The sequence below is a fragment of the Lentzea nigeriaca genome, from assembly GCF_016907955.1.
Classification (GTDB): Bacteria; Actinomycetota; Actinomycetes; order Mycobacteriales; family Pseudonocardiaceae; genus Lentzea; species Lentzea nigeriaca.
Window position 1 is genome coordinate 476,525 of the sequence record NZ_JAFBCX010000004.1, and the last position, 22,961, is coordinate 499,485.

The 22,961-nt window shown below is 67.2% G+C and carries 20 protein-coding genes and 1 pseudogene; 7 read left to right on the forward strand and 14 right to left on the reverse strand.

Annotation, left to right across the window (positions count from 1 at the left end; translation table 11 throughout):
* The first annotated feature begins 76 nt into the window (after window positions 1–76).
* Window positions 77–3,514 (forward strand): NB-ARC domain-containing protein, encoded by a 3,438-nt coding sequence (locus JOD27_RS16715; RefSeq protein ID WP_204763160.1) that lies wholly within the window; start codon window positions 77–79, stop codon window positions 3,512–3,514.
* On the opposite strand, the gene JOD27_RS16720 is transcribed toward JOD27_RS16715, so the two are convergent.
* Entirely contained in the window at window positions 3,469–4,425 is a 957-nt protein-coding gene (locus JOD27_RS16720) for a hypothetical protein (RefSeq protein WP_204763161.1), read from the reverse strand. The two genes, JOD27_RS16715 and JOD27_RS16720, sit on opposite strands and share 46 nt — an antisense overlap.
* 140 nt (window positions 4,426–4,565) lie before the next feature.
* Here JOD27_RS16720 and JOD27_RS16725 point away from each other — a divergent pair, with 140 nt between their 5' ends.
* Window positions 4,566–4,826 carry a hypothetical protein gene (locus JOD27_RS16725; protein ID WP_204763162.1) on the forward strand — a complete coding sequence of 87 codons (261 nt, stop codon included), beginning with the start codon at window positions 4,566–4,568 and terminating at the stop codon, window positions 4,824–4,826.
* Between the two features lie 96 nt (window positions 4,827–4,922).
* Here JOD27_RS16725 and JOD27_RS16730 read toward each other — a convergent pair whose 3' ends face one another.
* Both JOD27_RS16730 and JOD27_RS16735 read right to left on the reverse strand, forming a co-directional pair.
* The gene (locus tag JOD27_RS16730; protein ID WP_204763163.1) at window positions 4,923–5,273 is read right to left on the reverse strand and encodes a hypothetical protein; all 351 of its coding nucleotides are present in this window, start codon (window positions 5,271–5,273) and stop codon (window positions 4,923–4,925) included.
* Window positions 5,274–5,281: 8 nt separating this feature from the next.
* On the reverse strand, window positions 5,282–5,509 hold the full coding sequence (locus JOD27_RS16735; protein ID WP_204763164.1) for an SCO4848 family membrane protein: 228 nt from the start codon (window positions 5,507–5,509) through the stop codon (window positions 5,282–5,284).
* 61 nt (window positions 5,510–5,570) lie between these two features.
* Between JOD27_RS16735 and JOD27_RS16740 the strand changes: the two genes are divergently transcribed.
* Entirely contained in the window at window positions 5,571–6,836 is a 1,266-nt protein-coding gene (locus JOD27_RS16740) for a D-alanyl-D-alanine carboxypeptidase family protein (RefSeq protein WP_204763165.1), read from the forward strand.
* A gap of 405 nt (window positions 6,837–7,241) precedes the next feature.
* Here JOD27_RS16740 and yhjD read toward each other — a convergent pair whose 3' ends face one another.
* From yhjD to JOD27_RS16795, 11 genes and pseudogenes are all read right to left on the reverse strand, one after another.
* On the reverse strand, window positions 7,242–8,228 hold the full coding sequence (gene yhjD / locus JOD27_RS16745) for an inner membrane protein YhjD (RefSeq protein ID WP_307830160.1): 987 nt from the start codon (window positions 8,226–8,228) through the stop codon (window positions 7,242–7,244).
* 24 nt (window positions 8,229–8,252) lie between these two features.
* Entirely contained in the window at window positions 8,253–9,269 is a 1,017-nt protein-coding gene (trpS, locus tag JOD27_RS16750; RefSeq protein ID WP_204763166.1) for a tryptophan--tRNA ligase, read from the reverse strand.
* A gap of 27 nt (window positions 9,270–9,296) precedes the next feature.
* Entirely contained in the window at window positions 9,297–9,491 is a 195-nt protein-coding gene (locus JOD27_RS16755) for a hypothetical protein (RefSeq protein ID WP_189257766.1), read from the reverse strand.
* 122 nt (window positions 9,492–9,613) lie between these two features.
* A complete protein-coding gene (locus tag JOD27_RS16760; RefSeq protein ID WP_204763167.1) occupies window positions 9,614–12,136 on the reverse strand; it encodes a bifunctional FO biosynthesis protein CofGH in 2,523 nt (840 codons plus the stop codon).
* Window positions 12,137–12,198: 62 nt separating this feature from the next.
* On the reverse strand, window positions 12,199–13,857 hold the full coding sequence (locus tag JOD27_RS16765) for a TIGR03767 family metallophosphoesterase (protein ID WP_204763168.1): 1,659 nt from the start codon (window positions 13,855–13,857) through the stop codon (window positions 12,199–12,201).
* A 626-nt stretch (window positions 13,858–14,483) separates the two neighbouring features.
* Window positions 14,484–14,618 (reverse strand): annotated as a pseudogene (locus JOD27_RS16770) (exodeoxyribonuclease III); the annotation flags it as partial.
* Window positions 14,619–14,821: 203 nt separating this feature from the next.
* Window positions 14,822–15,622: an exodeoxyribonuclease III gene (locus JOD27_RS16775; protein ID WP_204763169.1), complete on the reverse strand. Its 801-nt coding sequence runs from the start codon at window positions 15,620–15,622 to the stop codon at window positions 14,822–14,824.
* 11 nt (window positions 15,623–15,633) lie between these two features.
* A complete protein-coding gene (locus JOD27_RS16780; protein ID WP_189257771.1) occupies window positions 15,634–15,852 on the reverse strand; it encodes a hypothetical protein in 219 nt (72 codons plus the stop codon).
* 519 nt (window positions 15,853–16,371) lie between these two features.
* On the reverse strand, window positions 16,372–16,659 hold the full coding sequence (locus tag JOD27_RS16785) for an SH3 domain-containing protein (RefSeq protein WP_204763170.1): 288 nt from the start codon (window positions 16,657–16,659) through the stop codon (window positions 16,372–16,374).
* 201 nt (window positions 16,660–16,860) lie between these two features.
* The gene (locus tag JOD27_RS16790; RefSeq protein WP_204763171.1) at window positions 16,861–18,084 is read right to left on the reverse strand and encodes an NADP-dependent isocitrate dehydrogenase; all 1,224 of its coding nucleotides are present in this window, start codon (window positions 18,082–18,084) and stop codon (window positions 16,861–16,863) included.
* Window positions 18,085–18,163: 79 nt separating this feature from the next.
* The gene (locus tag JOD27_RS16795) at window positions 18,164–19,006 is read right to left on the reverse strand and encodes an SDR family NAD(P)-dependent oxidoreductase (protein WP_204763172.1); all 843 of its coding nucleotides are present in this window, start codon (window positions 19,004–19,006) and stop codon (window positions 18,164–18,166) included.
* A gap of 112 nt (window positions 19,007–19,118) precedes the next feature.
* On the opposite strand from JOD27_RS16795, the gene JOD27_RS16800 reads away from it, so the two are divergent.
* From JOD27_RS16800 to JOD27_RS16815, 4 genes are all read left to right on the forward strand, one after another.
* Window positions 19,119–19,925, forward strand: a complete 807-nt coding sequence (locus tag JOD27_RS16800; protein ID WP_204763173.1) for a metal-dependent hydrolase — start codon at window positions 19,119–19,121, stop codon at window positions 19,923–19,925.
* 92 nt (window positions 19,926–20,017) lie between these two features.
* The gene (locus JOD27_RS16805) at window positions 20,018–21,526 is read left to right on the forward strand and encodes a PHP domain-containing protein (protein ID WP_204763174.1); all 1,509 of its coding nucleotides are present in this window, start codon (window positions 20,018–20,020) and stop codon (window positions 21,524–21,526) included.
* The gene (locus tag JOD27_RS16810; protein ID WP_239567172.1) at window positions 21,523–22,005 is read left to right on the forward strand and encodes a hypothetical protein; all 483 of its coding nucleotides are present in this window, start codon (window positions 21,523–21,525) and stop codon (window positions 22,003–22,005) included. The genes JOD27_RS16805 and JOD27_RS16810 overlap by 4 nt, the downstream gene beginning before the upstream one ends.
* A gap of 11 nt (window positions 22,006–22,016) precedes the next feature.
* Window positions 22,017–22,961 carry a ribose-phosphate diphosphokinase gene (locus JOD27_RS16815; protein WP_204763176.1) on the forward strand — a complete coding sequence of 315 codons (945 nt, stop codon included), beginning with the start codon at window positions 22,017–22,019 and terminating at the stop codon, window positions 22,959–22,961.

Sequence of the window (22,961 nt, forward strand, 5' to 3'; positions counted from 1 at the left end):
TCCGGGGACGCGGCGCTTCGCTTCGCGCGTGGTAAGTCTTTCCGGACGCGCATGACCGGACCACCGTGAGGCCACGTTGAAGAAGCAGACAACCGCTGCGGCGGCAGTCACCGTGGTGAGCATCGCCGTCGCCATCGTCGTGAACCTGCTGACGTCGGGGTGGAGCTGGACGTTCTTCGTGCTGCTGGCGGTACTCGCCGCCGTCTGGGTCGCGCTCGCGGTGTGGCAGGTGTCGGCGGGCCGCATCAAGCCTCTCGGAGCACCCGCGGCGACCGCTGCCGGCGGAATCGTCGCCCGGCCGGAACTCTCCAGCCGGATCGTCCGCCTGCTGCTGGGCTCGGGAACGCGCAAGGTCGCCATCACGACGGGCCTCTGGGGCGCAGGAGGTTTCGGCAAGACCACCCTCGCCGCGGAGGTCTGCGAGAACCCGGAGATCAAGGCGGCGTTCGGCGCGAACATCTGGTGGGTCACCGTCGGCCAGGAGGTACGCGGCGCCGCGCTCGCCGACACGATCAACGACGTCATCAAGCGCATCGACGGCCAGAGCCCAGGCCTCACCCGGCCCGAGCAGGCAGGCATGCACCTGGGCGCGCTGCTGAAGGAGCGCGGCCGCTCACTGCTCGTCGTCGACGACGTCTGGTCCGCCGAGCAGCTGCGCCCGTTCCTCGACGCGGGCCGCGGCTGCACGCTGCTGGTGACCACCCGGTTCTCCGACGTCCTGCCGGGCGACGCGGAACCCGTCGAGGTCAACGAGATGCGCCCGGACCAGGCGAGCGCGCTGGTGAACAGCGGCCTCGCCGGACTGCCCGACTCCGTCAGGGACGGCCTGCTGGACATCACCGGCCGGTGGCCGCTCGCCCTCAGCCTGGCCAACGCCGCTCTGCGCCGAGCGGACCGCACCGGCGCAGACGTGGTCGAGACCGCGCGGAAACTGTTGCAGCGCCTGCAAGAACTCGGCCCTGCCGCACTCGACGTCACCGACGCGGATCGCCGGGACCGCACCGTCGCCGCCACTCTCGAATCCTCGCTGAGCCTGCTCGGCGAACGTCGCGACCGCGTTGTCGAGCTGGCGATCTTCCCCGAGGACACCGACATCCCGCGGGACCTGATCGCGTTGCTCTGGCACCGCACCGCCGGTCTGTCGTCCGACGAGACCGACCTGCTGTGCCAAGAGATCGTCGACCTCTCGCTGGCGACCGGTCTGCACCGCGTGCGCCTGCACGACGTCATCCGCTCCTACCTGCGCCACGAGTGCGGGCTCGACCGCCTCACCGCACTGCACAACACGTTCCTCGACGGTGTCGCCGCAACGCTTCCAGCCGATGGGTGGTGGCAGCTTCCGGACGAGCAGGAACACCTGTGGCGCACGCTCGCCTACCACCTCACCGGTGCTCAGCGGACCGAGGAGCTGGCCGAGCTGGTTGAGGCGCCTGCCTGGCTCATCGGCAAGCTGCGCAAGCTCGGCCCGGTCGCGGTCGCCGAGGACGTCGCCCTCGTCGACAACGAACACAGCCGCGAACTCACCCGGTTCCTCGACCAGTTGGGGCACACGCTCACCCCGACCAACCCGGAACACGCGGTGGTCAACGCCCTGGCACACCGGCTGATCAGGTATCCGGTGCTGAAGAAGCTGCAGGAGGCGGCGATCACGGAAACCCGAGACGTGCCGCGCCTCGTTCCGCGCGGGCCGATGCCGGACCTACCCGATCCGGCGTTGAACCGAGTGCTCGTGGGACACAACGAGAGCGTGATCGGGTGCGCGTTCTCGCCCACCGGGAAGTGGCTCGCCACGATCTGCGACGACGACACGATTCGGGTGTGGGACCCGAACACCGGTCGGCTGCTGCAGGTCATCAACAGCACCGAACCGTTGTTCGGGAACAGTGTCCTTTCATCCGACGGCAAGTGGCTCGCGGTCGAGGGTGTCCGGGCGCTGATCCATGTTTTCGACACCAGCTCATGGGCCATGCATGTGACCCTGGACAGCCGCGGCTCACTTCAGTGCTTCACCTTCCTGGACGACGGCACCCTGGTCGCCGCCAACGACCGAAAGCAGCTGATCGTGTGGGACGTGGCCGCCAGGGACGAGCTTCGGCGGTTCAAGATCGGGCGGGATCTCGACCGCTGCGCCGCGATGACCGGCACCACTCTGCTAGGTCTCGATGACGGCTTTGTTCGTCTGTGGCACACGGACACCGGCAAGCACGTGACGCTCACCGAGCTGCAGTCGACCTACTGGTCCGGCATGGCGATCGACCCCAGTCGCCGGTGGATGGCACTGGCCGACGACGCGGGCCTCTTCGTGCTCGACCTAAGTCGCCCCAGCCAGCCGCCACGAATCCTGCGGCATCACCCAGAATTGACCACTGCTGTGTTCTCCCCTCGTGGTGACTTGCTTGCCACCGCCGACGACGGAGGCGTGATCTCCATCTGGGAGGTCGCGGAGTGGCGCCTGCTCGGACGGATCTCCGGGCACGGTTCGTTGATCAATGAGCTGGCGTTCTCCCCCGACGGCTCCATTCTCGCTTCGGCCGGCGAGGACAAAACGGCACGGCTGTGGGATCCATCGCTGGCATCAGAACGGATACAACACACCGCCGCATCCGCCTGCGCAGTCGCGCCCGATGGCACATGGCTCGCGGTCTCGACGCCGAGAAGCACGATCATCCAGTACACCGCCTCCCCGGAGCCTGTGCTCGAGCTCGAGTTCGCGTACAACGCCAGGAAACTAACGTCGCTTCGTGGCGGCGCTCTGTTGCTGGTGGAGAAGTTCAGGGAGATCCTCCTCTGCGATGCGAACGACTGGTACTCCGGCCGAGCACTGGAGCATCCCGAAGGCCGTTTCCTCAGTTCGGCATCCGGTGGCGGCTCGTTCGTCTGCGTGACCGGCTCCTCAGGGCAGGCCTACCTGTGGAACGTCGACAACTGGGGCCCACCCAAGTTCGTGATGATCGACGCCGACTCGGTACGGCTGACCGACGGCCCGCCGGCAGAACCCCAGCGCTGGTCGCGCCCGCGCCGGAAGGCACCAACCCCAGCAAGGATCGTCGGAGCATCCATTGCCCTGTCCGGTGATTCGCTGGTGGTCGCCACCGACACGGCGATCTTCATCATCGCGCCGGGCACAGGTGAGGTGATCGCCACCATTCCTGTGCAGGATTCACCGGCCGGTGCCGTGATCTCTCCGGACGGACGCTGGCTCGTTTTCGACGACGGGGACGGGCTGCAGGTGTGGGACACGGGCACCTGCACTCACCGGGTGACCCTCGCGGAGATCAGCACCGAGATCGAGGGAGCCGCGTGGACACCCGACAACTCGCTGATCGCCGTGGTCACGCAAGACCAGGTCGTGCGGATCTACGACACCGCCACCTGGCAGTGCCTCACCTCCATTCGTCTTGACGGCAAAGTGGCTGACTGCGACTGGGCAGGCAACACCGACCTGGTCGTGGTCGGCCGGCGCGGCGTCTACCGCTTCGACTTCTGCGGCGGGTCTCCCGAAGCCACAGGGTGATCGAGGGACACGATGCGCACCGGTGGTCTTGGCCGGGCCGCCGCTGCCTGATGAGCCTTCTTCAGCTCGCGTGCCACCGCGTCCGGATGATCGCGAAGGCGGGTGGGGAGGGTTTGCAGGACCAGGATTCCCGCTGCGGCATAACGACTGTTGCGCGCGAGGGTGCGTTCGTAGTCGCGCGGTCCGAAGTGGAACGCCTTCGAGTCGATCTCCCAGGCCAGGGCCACGTCGTCGAACCAGGCGTCCGGTCGGCCGATGACCAGACCGTCGGCGTCGGCGATCGTGACGTTCCAATGTGGTGTGGTCAGGCGGATTCGATGGGAGAGGCGGCGGGCGTCGCGTTCGGCCACCGATTCCGCGCGGCCCAGTTCTTTCAGGACGGTGCGGACCAGCTTGGTGCCGTAGCGGTTGGTTCTGGCCTCCGCGGTGAGGCTTTCCGGCGTGCAGCGGCCTTTTTGGATGGCGGCGGCCACCAGGGCGGTGGCGGCGTCGGCCGAGCACAACTGGCGGCAGGCGTCGACTACGGCGCGGGCTGCCGACACCACAGGAAAGCCGCCCAAGTCGGTGGACGCGGGCATCGGCGAGGCGCGTTCGAGGATCAGCGCGCCGCTGCCGCGGGCGGAATTCGGCACCAGCACGTGGATTTCCGTGCCGTAGGCAGGCAGGCCGTGGCGGCGGCAGGCTTCCGCACCGGTCAGGACGGCACCGGGGCCCGCGCGGAGCAGGGCCGCGGTGACCTGTTGGTCGCGGGTGGGCGGGCCGTTGTGCAGCAGCACCACGCCGGCGTGCATGCGCTGCCACGGCCCGCCCGGTTCGCATCGGCGCCAGGGGTTCGCTACTCCCAGCGACTTCAGGGCGGTGGCGCTGATGACTCCCAGATCGCTGCGCTCGCGCAGGTGTTCGATGAGCATGGAGTCAGTGTGACAAGCGCCACCGACAGTTTTTGACGGCCAGCGGCAGGAGGGTGCCTGGCGCGCGGAGGTTCGCGACCGGATTGGTCGTCGTCGGAGGCTTGGTCGTCGGTGGAGTGGTTGTTGCGGTCGTCGTCGTTGTGACCGGCGTCGTCGTCTTCGTGCTCGTCGTGGTCGACGGCTTCGTGTACGTGAACGTGGACGCCTTGGTGCAGGTGGTCGGACGCGTCGAGGTGGGAGGTTCGTCACCTCTTGGCGCGGGCGTGCGCCATCGTCGACGTTCTTTCGCGCACCACGCGGTGGCGCACACCAAGCCGTCCTCGGAGGCCGAGGCCTCCGAGGCGGCACCGTGCAGCGCGACGATCGACAACACAGCTCCGGCGGTGAGCACACCGATATAGGCGATCCGTGACATGCCACGATGGCTCGCCCAGGTACTGCGTGTCGCTCGCGATGCGAGCGGACATCACCCGTCAGGTGCGTCCGACATCGCTCGATCAGGTCCAGAAGACAGCGATGCCCACGTTCAGCACAACGAGCGAGGCGGCCGTCGGCATCAGCCAGGACGGGGCCTTGGGCTTGTTGACGTTGATGGCGACGATCGCGGCGATGGCCACGACGACCAGCAGCTTCACGCCGATCTTGATGTGGTCGTACTTCACCGAGTCGACCAGCGGGTCGATGCCGACCAGCGCGACACCGGTGAGCAGCTGCAGGGCGGCGCCGTGCAGCCAGCCCTTGTTGACCGGCGCGTCCTTGCCGGCCTTGGCCTGCAACATGATCATCGCGACGAGCAAGCCCATGCCGAGCAGGTGCAGGAACACCAGCAACAGGCGTACGAACTCCACAGCGTTTCCTATCGACGTCGAGTGGCCAGGAAGCCCCGCACGCCCAGCACCCCGATGATGGTGCCGAGCACGAGCGAGACGATCACGAGCACCAGGTGCACCGTGAAGAAAGCAGTAGGTCCGTCGCTGAACGAACGTGGGTCTTTCCAGATGTTTTTCAGGAACGTGGGCCAGATCACCCAGGACCACACACCGAAAGCCACCAGGAAGAGTGACATCGGGCGCGAGAGCTTCACGGCGACCAGTATCGGACGTGGTGCGTGCACGACGCTAAACGGGGGTGGATAGCCTGGAGGCGTGCCCTTCACCAAACGGCTCATCGTCGCCCTGGTCCTAGCAACGGCCACAGCCGCGTTCGCCGCACCGACCGGCACCGCGCAGCAGGCCGCCTCGGCGCAGTGCGCGAACCGCGAGACCCCGCCGCCCCCGGTGGACACGTCCGAGCAGCCGGCGCCCGGCCAGAAGGCGCCGACCCCGCTGGAGGTGCCGGAGAAGCCGATCGGCGGCGACCGCCTCGGCGAGTGCGGCCTGATCCTGCCGCCGAACTCGGCCCAGCCCCCGAGCGGCATCACGGCCGCCTCGTGGCTGCTCGCGGACATCGACAGCGGCGCCGTCATCGCCGCGTACGACCCGCACGGCCGTCAGCGCCCGGCCAGCGTCATCAAGGTGCTGCTGGCGATGGTCGTGGCCAAGGAACTGCGCGGCGACCTCGTGGTCACCGCCAGCGCCGAGGACACGCAGCAGGAGTGCACCTGCGTGGGCCTGAAGGACGGCGGCCAGTACACGGTCCGCCAGCTGCTGCAGGGCCTGCTCCTCACCTCGGGCAACGACGTGGCGCACACCCTGGCCCGTCAGCTCGGCGGCGTCCCGAACGCCCTGCGCAAGATGAACGCCATGGCGAAGGAACTCGGCGCCCTCGACACCCGCGCCGTGACCCCGTCCGGCCTCGACGCCCCCGGCACGAGCACCTCGGCCTACGACGTGGCCCTGATCTTCCGCGGCGCCATGAAGTACGACGAGTTCGCCCAGGCCATCAAACTCCAGCAGGCACAGTTCCCCGGCCGCAACGGCGGCACGATCATGCTGACGAACGACAACCGCCTGCTCGCCAGCTACCAGGGCGCCATCGGCGGCAAAACGGGCTTCACCGACGACTCCCAGCACACCTACGTAGGCGCCGCCGAACGCAACGGCCGCCGCCTCGTCGTCGTCCTCCTGCGCGGCCAGCAACAGCCCACCCACATCACCAACCAGGCCGCGAAACTCCTGGACTACGGCTTCGCCATGGGCCCCGGTGGCGTGGGCAAACTGGTCGACGGCGCCCCCCAGCCCAAGCCAAAGGTCACGTCGACCCAGGAAAACACCGAAACCTCGAACGACACGGCAGCCACGACCTCCGACACGGGCCGCCCAAGCCCCACCGCCTTCGGCACCGTGGGCCTCCCCATCACGGCAGCGGCCGGCATCGGCCTCCTGGCAGCCATCCTCCTCTACATCCGCAACAAGCGAGCCAAGGCGGCAAGGGCACGCCGCCAAGCCGCCCAAGCGGCCCAGGGGGTCTGACCTCCGCAACGCCACGGCCCCAGCGCACCGGCGCTGGGGCCTTTTCGTGTGAGCAGTCCGGGAAGCTGGTCCGGCGGGGCATGCCGCGCGGCTTGGGGCGGCAAGCACCTGCCAGGGCGACGCTGCGCAGGCTCGCGCAGAGGTCCCCTGGGATTTCGGATCCCCCGCGACCCAACGTACGCGGCAGGTCTGACACTTCTTGGGCGAAGCGATCACGCGGTGGTGACGGCGGCGGCCGCCCCACCGAATCCAGGCCGAGAAGACCTTCAGCCGCAAAGGTGCAGCCGAGCCGGACGGCCCTAATGCCCCACCGGGAAGCGGTAATTCCCGGAACCTGACGGCCCCCATCGCAATCGTCGCGAAGCGGCGACGAAATAACCCGGCTCGTCAAGGTGACCAGCGAAACTACCGCCTCCGCCACCGAACCCCGAGCAACGCCCCCACAACCGCCCCAGCCCCCAACATCAAGGAAGGCGAAGGCCCGGACCGAACAGAAACGACAGGCCGAATAACAGCAGGAGGAGGCGCGGGAACCACCTCAGGCTCGCGATTCTCCCGCGCAGTGGCCGTCCAAGCGGTGATGAACAACAAGAACTGCGCCACAATGTTGGCAAACACCAACACACCGATAACTGACCCGAACGCTGCAGAAGTAGGCGACCGGGTAACAAACGACAAGAACACCGTGGCCGCCTGCTTCAAAAACTCAAACCCGATAGCAGCAGCAAAAGCCCCACGCAACGCGCTGCGCCACCCGACAGGCTTCCGCGGCAACCGAGCCAGCACCCACAGGAACACCATCCAGTTGGCCAGCAGCGACAACAGAATGGTGCCGATCTTCAGCAGCGCACGCGCCCACCCGGCGTCCTCGAACCCGAACCACTCCAGCACGTGCTTCGCGAACCCGGACCCTGCGGCGGTGATGCCGAACGACAACACGATCGCCAGCCCGAGACCGACCAGAGCCAGCAGATCGCGCCACAGCGTCCCCAGGAACGGCAGGTTCGCCTTGGCGTGCCCCCACTGCGCGGTCAGGGCGTCCCTGAGGTTGCTCATCCACCCCAGCCCCGAGTAGGCGGCGCCGAGGAGGCCGATGATGCCGACCGTGCCCTTGGAGTCCAGGGCGGTGTTCACGGCCTCGTTGATCTGGTCGCGCAGGTTCTGGTCCGGCACGGCCTTGGCGATGCTCGCCTGCAGTTGGGCCAGCAGGTCCGGCTGGGACTGCAGCACGAAGCCCGCCACCGCGAAGCTGATCATCAGGATCGGCACCAGCGACAGGATGCTGAAGTACGTGACGGCGGCCGCGTAGTGGGTGCCGTAGCTCTCGGTGTAGCGCTCGTACGCCAGCATGATGTGGTCGAGCCATGCGTACTTCCGGCGCCACTTGTCCACCCTCAGGACGCTAGTGCACGTGCACTACTCGGGCAGGACGAAACCGATCTTCTCGTACGAACGGCGCAGTGTCACCGAGGCGACCTCGCGGGCTCGTTCCGCGCCGCGCGCGAGGATCTTGTCCAGCGACGCGACGTCGTCGAGGTACATGCGGACGCGCTCCTGGACCGGCGTGACCCACTCGGTGAAGACCTCGCCGAGATCCTTCTTCAGGTCGCCGTAGCCCTTGCCGTCGTAGTCGGCGACCAGCGACTCCACCGAACGGCCCGTCAGGGCCGAGTAGATCGTCAGCAGGTTCGAGACGCCCGGCTTGTTCTCGACGTCGAAGATGATCTCGCGGCCCGTGTCGGTGACGGCCGAGCGGATCTTCTTGGCCGAGCGCTTCGGGTCTTCCAGCAGTTCGACGACGCCGCCGGGGACCGACTTGCTCATCTTCGCCGTCGGGTCCTGCAGGTCGAAGATCTTGGCCGTGTCCTTGACGATGTACGCCTCCGGCAGGCGGAACGTCTTGCCGTAGCGCGAGTTGAAGCGCGTCGCCAGGTCGCGGGTCAGCTCCAGGTGCTGGCGCTGGTCCTCGCCGACCGGGACGTAGTGCGCCTGGTACAGCAGGATGTCCGCCGCCTGCAGGATCGGGTACGTGAACAGGCCCACGCCGACGGACTGCTCCTGGCGTGCCGACTTGTCCTTGAACTGCGTCATCCGCGACGCCTCGCCGAAGCCGGTCATGCACTGCATGACCCAGCCGAGCTGGGCGTGCTCCGGCACGTGCGACTGCACGAACAGCGTCGCGCGGTCCGGGTCGATGCCCAGTGCGAGGAGCTGGGCGGCCGAGACGCGGGTGTTCTGGCGCAGTTCCTTCGGGTTCTGCTCCACGGTGATCGCGTGCAGGTCGACGACGCAGTAGAACGCGTCGTGGGCTTCCTGCAGGGCCACCCACTGCCGCACGGCACCCAGGTAGTTGCCGAGGTGGAACGAGCCCGCCGTCGGCTGGATGCCGGACAGGACACGAGGGCGGCTGGTGGGTGCGTTCTCCGTGGACACGAAGGAAATCTTCTCAGACCAGGTGGATCAGTTCTGCGCGGTGTCCTGCTGGACGAGGTCGACGCGCTGGTTGGCGGCCGTGACCGGGGCCGGCTTGCGGCGCTTCACCAGGCCGTACACCAGACCACCCACGCCGGCCGTGACCGCGACCAGACCCACGGGACCCGCAGCAGCGGTACCGGTCATGCTGCTCTCGACCGCAGCGCTCAGTACCAGACTCATGCCGTGCACTTGCCGAGCCTCCCCAAGGCACAGATCCACCCCGGAAGGGTGAACCTTGCTGACTGATTGGCCGCCAAGCTACCGATCACCGGTAGCGTCTTTGCGCCGATTCAGACTATCGGTCACTGGTGATCGGTTCGCACTCGCCCATATGTCGTAGTCCGCTGACGGGCGTTACGCCCTGCTAGTGAAGCCAGGGTCTCCAGCTCACGCACAGTACGCGCCGACCCGTGTTCGGACCCTGCCATGCGGCTGATGGTCTCCTCCATCAACGTTCCGCCGATGTCGTTCGCGCCGCCGTTGAGGATCTCCGCGGTGCCCTCGTCGCCGAGCTTGACCCAGGAGCACTGGATGTTGTCGACGCGCCCGTGCAACGCCAGCCGCGCGAACGCGTGCACGGCGCGGTTGTCGCGGCGGGTGGGGCCGGGGCGTGCGACTCCTGCCAGGTAGATGGGGGCGTTGCGGTGCACGAACGGCAGCGCGACGAACTCGGTGAGCCCGCCGGTCTGGTCCTGCAGCCGAGCCAGCACGCGGAGGTGGGTGAGCCAGTGACCTGGGTGGTCCACGTGGCCGTACATCATCGTCGACGACGAGCGAATGCCCAGCTCATGCGCGGTGCTGACGACCTCGAGCCAGGTCGCTGTCGGCAGTTTGCCCTTGGTCAGCACCCAGCGGACGTCGTCGTCGAGGATCTCGGCCGCCGTGCCGGGGATCGTGTCGAGGCCGGCCGCGCGCAACTCCGTCAGCCACTCGCGGACGCTCACGCCCGCCTTGGCGGCAGCGGAGACGATCTCCATCGGGCTGAACGCGTGAACGTGCATCTCCGGCAGACGCTTCTTGATCGCGCGCACGACGTCCGCGTAGTAGGTCACCGGCAGCTTGGGATCGATGCCGCCCTGCATGCACACCTCGGTGGCACCGGAGTCCCACGCCTCCTGCGCGCGGTCCGCGACCTCCTCGGCGCTCAACCTGAAGGCATCCGCGTCCCGCTCACGTTGGGCGAACGCGCAGAAGCGGCAGCCGACGTAGCAGACGTTCGAGAAGTTGATGTTCCGGTTGACCACGTACGTGACGTCGTCACCGACCACTTCTCGGCGAAGGTCGTCGGCCAGACGCGTCATCTCTTCCAACGCCTGACCATCGGCGGTGAGGAGAGCCATCGCGGCGTCGGTGTCGTCGAGCAACGCTGCCGGATCGCTCGCGGCGATCTTCAGTCCACGTTGGACGTCTTCGGGAAGTCGTTGCGGCGCAACGGGGATCTTCAGCTCGTTCCAGTCGCCGTAGACCTCGTCGAAGTCGCCACGACGATCGCTCGTGCGCCCTTCGGTGTCGATCGCGGTGTTCAGGTCCGCGCGGCCGAACGTGTCGAGCCCGCCGTCCGGCTCCTGCCACTCGCGGCCGACCACGAGAGCGTCCGGGTTCGCGAGGCCGCTTTCCAGCGCCAGCGCGGAAACGTGCGCCGTGAGCCGGGTGTCGATCCACTGCCCCGCCGCCGCGCGGACGTACCGCGGATACACGTTCAGCCGCTCCCGCAAGGAGAAACCGGCCTCGCGCGTGACGCCGGCGAGCTCGTCCACCTGCGGCCACGGCTTTTCGGGGTTCACGTGGTCCGGCGTGATCGGCGAGACGCCGCCCCAGTCGTCGACACCCGCGCGCAGCATCAGGCCGAACTCCTCGCCGACCAGGTTCGGCGGCGCCTGCACGCTCACGGTCGACGGCATCACCAGGCGCGCCACGGCGATCGTGGCCGCGAGCTCGGTCAGGTCGGCGTCGGGCATGCCGCGCATCGCCGTGTCCGGCTTGGCGCGGAAGTTCTGGATGATGACTTCCTGGATGTGGCCGTACTGCTTGGCGATCTGCCGCATCGCGAGCAACGACTCGGCGCGCTCGGTGAGGTTCTCGCCGATGCCGATCAGGATTCCGGTGGTGAACGGGACGTTCACGCGCCCGGCGTCGGTGAGGACCCGCAGGCGGACGGCGGGATCCTTGTCCGGGCTGCCGTAGTGCGGCCCGCCCTTCTCGCTCCACAGCCGCTCGGCCGTGGTCTCGAGCATCATGCCCATGCTGGACGCCACGGGCCGCAGCCGCTGCAGCTCCTCCCAGCTCAGCACGCCGGGGTTGAGGTGCGGCAGCAGACCCGTTTCCTCGAGCACAGCGATGGCACTGGCGCGCACATAGTCCAAAGTGGACTCATAGCCACGCGCCTCCAGCCACTCCTTCGCAGCTGGCCAGCGGTCCTCCGGCCGGTCCCCGAGCGTGAAGAGAGCCTCTTTGCACCCCTGCTCGGCGCCCGCACGGGCAATCGCCAGCACCTCGTCGCGTTCGAGGAACGCGGCGGGCAGCTTGTGCGGCACGGTCGCGAACGTGCAGTAGTGACAACGGTCGCGGCACAGCCTGGTCAGCGGGATGAACACCGACCGGCTGTACGTGACGACCCCGGGCCGCCCCTCGGCGAGCAGGTGCGCGTCCCGGACCTTGCCCGCCGCCGTCAGCAGCGCGTCCAAGTCCTCGCCGCGCGCGTGCAGCAGCACGGCGGCCTCGGTCGCGTCGAGCACGGCACCGTCGGCGGCCCGGCGCAGCGCACGCCTCATGGCCGCCGCACTCGGACGGGGCTGCGGTGGGGTTAGCGAGATGTCCACTGCCACGTCAACGACCTTATGCCGCTGAAATTCCTGATCACCGTGATCAGGGTGTGGCAAGGATTACGTCATCGCACGCTGACCAGCAACTCCGTGTTCCGGTCCAGCGGCGTGCCCAGCGGGTTCGTCCGCGAGTGGATGTCGTTGTAGGTGAACTCCCGGCACAGGCTCGCCAGCGCCGTGTCCGACCTGTCGTCGTAATCGACCTGGTACGGCGCGTCCGCTTCGAGAAGGGTCGTGAACAGCGACAACGTGCCGTCGGCGTTGTCCGCGACCTCGATCACGCGGGCGTGCTGCGGGTAGTCGACGTGCGCGGCGGTGTTGATCTCCCAGAAGCTCCTGCCGGGCGTTTCGTGCCGGTGCGGCGTGATCACGTTGCGGTGCGTGTGCCCGTTGACCCACGCCAGCACGTTCGGGAAGCGGTGCAGAAGATTCACGAGCGCGTCACCGTTCACGCGCGGGTCCAACGGCCGGCGCCGATCCGGCAGGACGTTGCCCATCGTCTTGGACGTGTGGTGGCTGAACAGGACGAACAGCTCGTCGGTGACGTTCTGCCGTTGCGGCAGGCCGAGCCAGTCGTAGTACAGCGAACTGTTGCGCCTCAGGGTCTTTTCGATCCAGTTGAGCTGGTGCAGCCCGATCGATCCCTCGGCGAAGCCGGCGAGGTTCGTCGTGTCCATGCTGATTCCCGTGACGCCGGGCGCCATCCGGAACGTGTAGAAGACGTCGACGCCGTCCGCGTTGGCCTCCGTGTAACCGTGACCGCCCGTCGGCAGATGCTTGCGCACGAACTCACCCGTGGTGAACAACCTGCGGCGGTCATCGGGCGTGACGGTCCTGATCACGCCGCCGCCCGCGAGGAGCGCCATCGCCTCCGGGACCGCCGTGGGGTCGCTGAACGCCTGCGCGACCTTCGCGTTCTGCACGGGGTCGCCGAACCCGACGATCTTCTTGCGTCCGGTGTACCAGCTGTCGAGCAGGCCGTCCGGCAGCGAGCCGACCACGCTGTCGTCGTGGTTGCCGATCGTGGCGTACCAGGGGATGTCCAGGCCAGGGCTGGTGAACCCGCGGACCGCCGCGTCGAGCAACCCTGTGAGTTGCGGGAAGCCTTTTGCCTTGTAGTCGTCTTGGCCTGACAGGTCCGGCTGCCAGAACGTGCTGATGCCCGCGTTCTGCACGCCCTCGTACCTGGAGTCACCGGTGTTCGGCGTGATGCGGCCGCCGTTGAGGATCGTGAGGAACCAGTCGAGCTCGACGTGCTCGTGGTTGTCGGTGTTGTCCCCTGTCGTCATGAGGAAGTCGAAGGGCCTGCCGGTCAACAGACCGCGCTTGACGGCGTTGACGCGCCGGACGAGTGCCGTCGAGCCCTGCGCGGTCAGCGTCTCCTGCGGCCGGTGCGCCCCGGAACCCATCTGCGGGTGCAGGTACTCGAACCGCAACGGGCTCTGCGCGTCGCAGATGTGCATGTCGGAGAACTGCACGAAGCTCGTGAGAGCTTGGCGCCGTGCCTCCCTGCCCGCCTTTGCCTGGACGAGGTCGGTGCGCACGACGGTCGGCCAGCCCGGCCCGGCCGTGAGCCTGCGGTAGCCGCTGGTGCCGATCGGCGTTGCGGTGACGTCGAGCGTGGTGCCCGCGGTGAACGCAAACGCTTGGCGGTCGAGCAGCGGCACGCCCGCGGCGCCCACCCCCATCGCCAGGAGAAACGAACGTCGGCTGAAACCCGTCATGAGCGCGCCCCCGATTCATCGATGGTGAATCGTGCTCATGTTCGGGGAGCTAGCAGGTGAAATCGAGCCGTCAGGCGGGGGACAAGAGCGATAAAGACCGGGTGGGCTGGGTCAGTCGGCGTAGCCGTCGGTCTCCGCCGTGTCGCGATCGGGCGGCTCGGCCTGGTCGTCGGCGGGACCACGCCGGAGCGGCCCGAGCTGGAGCTCGAACGTCTTGTTGCCGCAAGACGATCGAACAAGCAGAACTCAGGCGGTACTCCCGGTTGACTCCGGGTCCGGCGGCCTCCTTGCACCCCAACGGGCGGTGCGTGCTGAATGCGCGGTCAAGTCGCTCTACCGACACGACATCCGCACGCCTTGTCACGTTGAAAGCACAACGCCACGCCGACATCTTGGTGTAACCACACCACGCACCAGACTGCGAACGAGACTCGCCGGGCGACGTGGAAGAGTGGTATGTGGTGACGTCACGCACGAGGGCAAGGTGATTGTCCGGACGGACAGCCGATCGTAATCGGCCTGCGTGATCAGTCGGAGTGGGCGACGGTGTTCAGTCGAGCCCAGCGAGCAGCTGACGAAGCTGCTCTTCGAGCCGCGCACGATTGTGCCCGGTCTTTCGCGCCCGGTCAGTCCGAGTACACGACGGTGACCGGCGCGTGGTCCGACCAGCGCTCGCCGTACGTCGCCGCCCGCTCCACCACCGCCGACCGAGCCCGAGCCGCCAGCCCGTCCGTCGCCACCTGGTAGTCGATGCGCCACCCGATCGCCGCTTCACAACGCGGCTGGGGTGTCTGCAAGTACCGCCAACAACTGATCAACAGGCCTCTAACTACTACCAACTCGTTCGGCGGAGACCAGGCCGCATCCGGGCTGGAGGGCATCAAGGCGTCCAGTTGGTTGTAGCTACAGCCGCTTTTGATCATGGGTTGGCGGTACTTGCAGACGCCAGAACCAGCAACGCGGGTCAGCTGGGCCAGTCGAAGGTGACGGTTACCGGGGCGTGGTCGGACCAGCGTTCCGCGTAGGTTGCGGCGCGTTCGACCACGGCGGACGTCGCCGAAGCGGCCAGGCGGTCGGTTGTGACAACGTAATCGATGCGCCAACCAGAGTCGTTGTCGAACGCCTTGCCGCGGTACGACCACCACGAGTACGGCCCGGCCACGTCGGGGTGCAGCGCGCGCACCACGTCGTTGTACCCGGAGGCGAACACCGACGACATCCACTCCCGCTCGTACGGCAGGAACCCGGACGATTTCTGGTTGGTCTTCCAGGACTTCAGGTCCGCCTGCTGGTGCGCGATGTTCCAGTCGCCGCACACGAGCACCTCACGGCCCGACACGGCCGCCTTCTCGCGCAACGACACGAGGTAGGGCAGGAAGGCCGCCATGAAGCGGTCCTTCTCGTCCTGCTTCTCGGTGCCGACGTCGCCGGACGGCAGGTACAGCGAGGCCACCACGACGTCAGGCAGTTCGATCTCCACGTATCGGCCGGAGGACTCGAACTCGGAAACACCGAAGCCCACACGGACCGATGAAGGCTCAACGCGCGACAACACGCCGACGCCCGCACGGCCCTTCAACGACGACGGGGCGTACACGCCGTACCAACCAGGAGGCGAGTGGACCTCCACGGCCAGCTCGTCAGGTTCGGCGCGGACTTCCTGCAGGCACACCACATCGGCGGAAGAAGCGGCGAGCCACGACAGGTAGCCCTTCTTGGCGGCGGCGCGCAGACCGTTGACGTTGACCGTGGAGACCGTGAGCACGACGGAGGAGCCTACTTGGACGCGAGACCCCAGGGCTTCGGGTACTCGGCGCCGCAGCCCGCGCAGTGGGCGGTCAGGTCCAGGTAGCCGACGATGGTCGCCATCTCGTCGCGGGGCAGCGCGAGCTGGCGCTGGCCGTCGATCTCGGTGTACAGGCCCTGCCATTCGGGCGTGCAGGAGCACTGCGTGACGCCCCTACCCCGGCCCCACCGAAACATGTTCCGCAGCATGCCCGCAAGTTTGCCACACGCCACCGAAGTCGTTGCCCAATACAAACCGGCACTTCGGCGAACACGAACAGTTTGCGCGCCGATCTTGAGCGTACGGATCCGCGTGGTCAGATTCGAAACAGGCCCAGGAAATCTCCCCTGAAATCACGAAGAACCCTTCGCAGGTACCGCGCAGGCCGTCGTCACCCCGGCCACGAGCCACGACGGTGGACGTGGACTACGGCCTCGAGAAGACCATCGTCTCCCGTGAGCTGAAGATCGGCGCGTCGGGCATCGCGGTCGTCAAGTAACGAGCGGAGGAAAAGACCGGCTCACGCGTCGGCCTTTTCCAGTGTCGCCGCCAAATCGCGCCGACCGGAAATACCTCGCTTCCGATACGCACGCGTGAGATGGAGTTCGACGGCTCGTGGTGTCACGAACAGCTCAGGTCGCGCTCGGCCTTCACCGGCAGCGCCTTCTCACACTGCCGGTCCGATGTGGACACCTGGCCGTGGAAAGACCGGAAATTCGGAGCATTGCTCACTTGCAGGTCGAGTCGCTGGTCAACGCGACGAACTGGGTGCTCACCCACCGCCGGTCGCTCAGCATTCGGTACCCGTTCTCGACGCGCGGCTGGGCGTCGGCGACGGCGTCGCGCGGCATGGTCGAGACGACCGGCTGCATGTCGCCCGGTCCGGAGCGGACGTTGAGGATGTCCGCGGTCACGGTGACCTTGCAGATCTGGCCGCCCTTGTCGCTGCCCATCTGCTTGCCGCCGCCCGACATGTACATGACACCGGCGAGGCCGAGCACGCCAATCACGATCATGCCCCTGACCGGAACACCCAACATCGCCGCCTCCGAATACCGCAGCTGCCCTGGACCAGCAGATATAGCGGCTGAAGGATCCAGATGGAGGGCTCGGCGCGGCAACCACCCGCAAGAGGAACCGACCGGGTGACGCCGAACGAGAAAGGCCACCCCGGCGTGACCGGGGTGGCCTTTTCGCGTGCTCTAGTCAGGCGAACGTCAGAACGACGCCATCTTCTTCTTGAGGTTCTCGTCCAGCGCGGCGAGGAAGTCCTCGGTGGTCAGCCACTCCTGGTCGGGCGAGACCAGCAGCGCGAGGTCCTTGGTCATCTGACCGGCCTCGACCGTCTCGATGACGACCTGCTCCAGCGCCTCGGCGAAGCGGATCACCTCGGGGGTGTTGTCCAGCTTGCCGCGGTGCATGAGGCCGCGGGTCCACGCGAAGATCGACGCGATCGGGTTCGTCGACGTGGGCTTGCCGGCCTGGTGCTGGCGGAAGTGACGCGTCACGGTGCCGTGCGCGGCCTCGGCCTCGACGGTCTTGCCGTCCGGCGTCATCAGGACCGAGGTCATCAGGCCGAGCGAGCCGAAGCCCTGCGCGACCGTGTCGGACTGGACGTCACCGTCGTAGTTCTTGCACGCCCAGACGTAGCCGCCCTCCCACTTCATGGCCGCGGCGACCATGTCGTCGATGAGGCGGTGCTCGTAGGTGAGGCCCTTGGCGTCGAACTCCGCCTTGAACTCCTCGTCGAACACGCGCTGGAAGATGTCCTTGAAGGCGCCGTCGTAGGCCTTCAGGATCGTGTTCTTCGTGGACATGTAGACGGGGTAGCCCCGCTGCAGGCCGTAGGAGAACGAGGCGCGGGCGAAGTCCTCGATGGACTTGTTGTAGTTGTACATGCCCATCGCCACACCGCCCTCCGCCGGGAACTCGGTGACGACGTGCTCGATCGGCTCCGAGCCGTCCTCGGGCTGGAACGTGATCGTCAGCTTGCCGGCGCCGGGCACCTTGAAGTTGGTGGCCTTGTACTGGTCGCCGTGCGCGTGACGGCCGATGATGATCGGCTTGGTCCAGCCGGGGACCAGACGCGGGACGTTCGAGATGATGATCGGCTCGCGGAAGACGACACCGCCGAGGATGTTGCGGATCGTGCCGTTCGGCGAGACCCACATCTTCTTCAGGCCGAACTCCTCGACGCGCGCCTCGTCCGGCGTGATCGTGGCGCACTTGACGCCGACGCCGTGCTTCTTGATGGCGTTGGCGGCGTCGATGGTGACCTGGTCGTCAGTGGCGTCCCGGTGCTCGATGCCCAGGTCGTAGTACTCAAGGGTGACGTCCAGGTACGGGTGGATCAGCTTGTCCTTGATGAACTGCCAGATGATCCGGGTCATCTCGTCGCCGTCGAGCTCGACGACGGTGCCCTGAACCTTGATCTTGCCCATAACTCCGGGCGCTCCTCTCGCGACGATGCAAGCAAGACAAGCGTACTGGTAAACCGCCGAGGTGTGCCTGCGACCCTGGTTACACCGATTCAGGATCGAAGTCCGTCGAGCGGCTCACGTGCTCCCACTTGTCGATTTCAGCGTTTCGTGCCTGGTCGGCCATGCGGACCATCTCCACCGCGTCGCTGCCCAGCAGCAGACTCAGCGGAGGTTCGTCCATGGCTACCACGTCGAGCATGACCCGCGCGGCCTTGGCCGGATCACCAGGCATGTTGCCGTGCGCGCCACGCATCATGTCGAGCATTGCCCCGACAGACGGAACGTAGTCCTCTCCCGGCTCGGTCACCACCAGAGAGGGGCCGGTCCAGTCCGTCTGGAAGCCTCCCAGTTCGACGATCGTCGCCTTCACCCCGAACGGCGCGCACTCGGCGGCCAGCGACTCGGTGAAGCCGCGCAGCGCGAACTTCGCCATCACGTACGGCGCGAGCCCTCCGCCGAACGCCATGTGCCCTGCGGTCGACCCGACCTGCAGGAAGTGACCCGAACGCTGCGCGTGCAGGACGGGCAGCGCGGCCTTGGTCACGTTCACCACGCCCATGAGGTTGATCTCCAGCTGATCACGGAAGTCCGCCTCCGAGCACTCCTCGATCGACGTGACGCGACCCGCGCCCGCGTTGTTCATCACGACGTCGAGCCGGCCGAACTCGCGGACCGCCGTCGCCACCGCCGCCCTCGCCTGCCCGGCATCACGGACGTCGAGTGCAACAGATCTGACCCGGTCGCCGTGTTGAGAGACGAGGTCGTCGAGATCGCGCGGGTTGCGCGCGGTGGCGACGAGCCGGTGTCCGGCGGCGAGCACCGCTTCCGCGGTCGCGCGGCCGATGCCGCGGGAACTGCCGGTGATGAGCCAAACCTGCGCCATGTCGGTGCTCCTTGCCGAGGGGTTGTCGTCCGGAGATATGGAGAGTCGGCTCGGGCACGTGATACCTGCGGCTAGTGTTCTCACCATCGGGTGATCATCAGAAGGGGCGTAAGTGTCAACTGGGCCAACACATGCGATGAGCGGGCTGCTCGCCTGGAGCACCGTCACCGCACTCGCGTCGAGTCACCCGATCGGCCAACTCACGCCGCAGAGCTGGGCCGTCGGCGCGGTTCTCGCTACCGGGGCAGCACTTCTGCCGGACCTGGACCACCCCGGTTCGACCATCTCGCGCACGTTCGGAGCATTGAGCGGCGGATTCTCCGCCGGTATCAACGCGGTGAGCAGCTTCGTGTACCGGACAACACGACTGAAGAAGGATTCCAAGCGAGACGGCGGACATCGCGGTCTCACCCACACGCTCGTCTTCGCGTTGTTCGCCGCCGTCTTCACCACCGCGGTCGTGCAGAACAGCCAGAAGTGGGCGCTGCCCGTGCTGATGTTCGTGTTCGCGGGTCTCGCCGTGCGCGGCATCATGAACGACTGGAACCCCAAGCAGGACGCGTTGATGATCACCGTGGTGTCCGCGGGGATCACCTGGGCGATGATCGCGTGGACCGCGCAGACGAACGCTTCCGCCGCGGCGTGCGGAATCGCGGTCGGTGTCGGGTGCTTCGCGCACTACATCGGCGACGCGATCACCGAGCAGGGCTGCCCGATGCTGTGGCCGATCCCGATCATGGGCAGGACGTGGTACCCGGTGGCGCCGCCGAAGATCATGCGGATGAAGACCGGCGGCGTGGTCGAGATGGCGATCGTCGGACCGATCGTGACGATCCTGTCGGTGTGGCTGGGACTGGCCGCGCTGCAGGCCACGGGCGCTTTGCCGTTCCTCGACTGGGTAGATCTGCTGCCCATCTAAATCGTTCTCTCACCAGCCATTCAGCGGCTACCTGCGTCTCACCCGATCGGTCTAGCCTCCACGAACCCGACCAATCGCGTGGAGGATCAACCGTGTCCGAAGTAGCCCGCCGCAGCTTCCTGCACGGCGCGAGCGCGCTTGGTCTGGCGGGGGTGCTCAGCACCGGCCGTGCGTCGGCATCTTCCGGCTATCACTGGCTTTCCGGTGATCACCACACGCACACGCAGTACTCGTACGACGGCATGTACACGATCGAGCAGCAGATCCGCGGCGCGTTGCGGCACGGCACCGACTGGCTCGTGATCACCGACCACGGGCACGCGTCGCACGAGGCGCACTCCGTCGAGCCGACGGCCGCGGACATCCACCGCGCGCAGCAGAAGTTCCCGCATCTGCTGCTGTGGCAAGGCATGGAGTGGAACGTCCCCGGCGCCGAACACGCGACCCTCTTCTTCGAGGACTGCCACGACGAGGCCGGTGTGCTGCGCGACTTCGAGCGGCAGTTCGACTGGCGGTTGAACGGGCAGGAAGCCTCCAGTCCCGCCAACGAGAAGAAGGCTCTCGACGCGATCCGCTGGCTGCAGACCAAGATCAGCAACGGCACCATGAAGTCCGCGCTGGTGTTCGTGAACCACCCGATGCGCAACGGCCGCGTGGCGCCCCACGAGCTGCGGAACATGCGCGACCTGGCTCCCGACATCGTTGTCGGCATGGAGGGCGCACCCGGCGCACAGGGCGACGGCGACCCGTTGCGCGGTCCCGGTGGCCACCGCGGCGGCTACGCGAACAGCGCCGGGTCGAACTCCTACCCGGCCTACCCGGCGGAGGCCTACCGCACGTACGGCGGCTTCGACTGGATGACGGCGCAGGTCGGCGGCGTGTGGGACTCGATGCTCGCCGAGGGTCTCGGCTGGTGGATCACGTCGAACTCCGACTCGCACTTCAACTCGCGCGACACGATCGTCCGCGTGCCGGAGCCCTCCACCCAGTTCGACCAGACCGGCAAGCACCTCGACCCGGTGGAGACCGGTCCGCCGCAGACCCTGCCGCCCTATGTCGACTTCTTCCCGTGCGAATTTTCCCGGACCGTCGTCGGCGCGACCCGGCGCACGCGCGGCGCCGTGATGGAGGGTCTGCGGGCTGGACGGGCATGGGTTTCGCATGGCGGGCTGGTCGACGACCTGCGGTTCACCGTTCACGGCACCGGCGGCACCGAGACCATGGGCGGGCGGCTGCGCGTGCGGCGTGGATCCGACGTGACGGTGCTGGTCAAGGCCCGTTTGGCGACACGCCCGAACAGCGCGGGATTCGTGCCGCGCCTCCGTCGTTTGGACCTCATCAAAGGCCTGGTAACCGGTCGGGCGTCGTCCGAAACGTTGTCCACGCCACATGTGAACGTCGAGCGTTCATACGAGCCGCGCTGGCACTATGCGGTCTTCACGCACACGTTCCGCAACGTCCGGGAGCCTTTTTACATCCGGTTGCGCGGAACCGACGGCAACCGTGGCGCGTTCGAACCGCAGGCGGACACTCCGGGAGCCGCGAACCCGTGGGAGGACCTGTGGTGCTACACCAACCCGATCTTCGTGGAGGTCAGGTGACCAGCACCTTCGTCGGCATCGACGCCGGCTACGAAAACCGCTGGGAAGCGGAGAAGATCGCACTGGAGCTGCACGACACCGTGCTGACCACGGCCCGAACGGTCGTGGTGCACGAGGTCGACGGCCACTACGCGATGTCCTTCCTGCTGCCCGTTCCCCCGTCCGACGCAGTGGTGAACTCGCTGGTCGAGCAGGGCTTCGGGGTCGCCGTGCGCGGTGCCGCGTCGGGGCGTCTGGCCGGTCCGGAGACGCTGCGAGTAGGCGCCTCCGCTGCTGCCGAGGCCCACCAATACCGCCGCGAGGGACGCGCTCTGCGGTTCCAGGGCCAACGGTCGTTACGCGGCCGTCACGGCGTCTCGGACATCCTCGCGTTCACGGCCATCGAGGCCGTCTTACCGCGTGGCGTGCACACCGTCGACACGCGCGGGAACCTCACACCGTTCTTCAAGGACGGCAAGTTGGTGCTGGTCATCGACTAGGTTCTGCGGATGTGCGTGACATCGCTGTCTTCAGTGGTTCTGCCCATCCGTCACTCGCCGAGGAGATCTGCCGTCATCTCGGCGTCGACCTGTCGCCCAGCCGCCTGACCCGGTTCGCCAACGACTGCCTCGAAGTGCAGCTGCAGGCGAACTGCCGGGAGCGGGACGTGTTCCTGATCCAGCCGTTGGTGCCGCCGGTGCAGGAACATCTCGTCGAACTGCTGCTGATGCTGGACGCTGCCCGTGGCGCCTCCGCAGCGCGCACGACCGTTGTGCTGCCCCACTACGCGTACGCGCGCTCCGACAAGAAGGACGCGCCGCGGATCTCCATCGGCGGACGGCTGGTCGCCGACCTGATGGTGGCCGCAGGGGCCTCGCGGGTGCTGGCGATGACGTTGCACTCGCCGCAGGTGCACGGCTTCTTCTCGGTGCCGGTAGATCACCTGCACGCTCTTCGTGAGCTGGCGGCGCATTTTTCGGCCTACGACCTGTCGAACACGGTTGTGGTGTCGCCGGATCTGGGAAATGCCAAGGAGGCTGCGCACTTCGCGCGGATTCTCGGGCTGCCCGTCGCGGCCGGTGCCAAGCAGCGGTTCGCGGACGACAAGGTGCAGATCTCGACGGTGATCGGCGATGTGGCCGGGCGCGACGTGATCGTGCTGGACGACGAGATCGCCAAGGGGTCGACGGTGATCGAGCTGCTGGACAAGCTGCGGGAGCGCGGAGCCGGGTCGATTCGGGTGGCCTGCACGCACGGGCTGTTCTCGTCCGGGGCGCTGGATCGCTTGCAGGCGTTCGACGACGTGCTGGAGATCGTCGCGACGAACACCGTGCCGATTCCCGCTTCGAAGGCCGTGCCGAAGTTGAAGGTGCTGTCGATCGCGCCGGCGATGGCGGAGGCGATGCGGCGGATCAACGTCGGCGAGTCGGTGTCGACGCTGTTCGAAGCGCCGTGA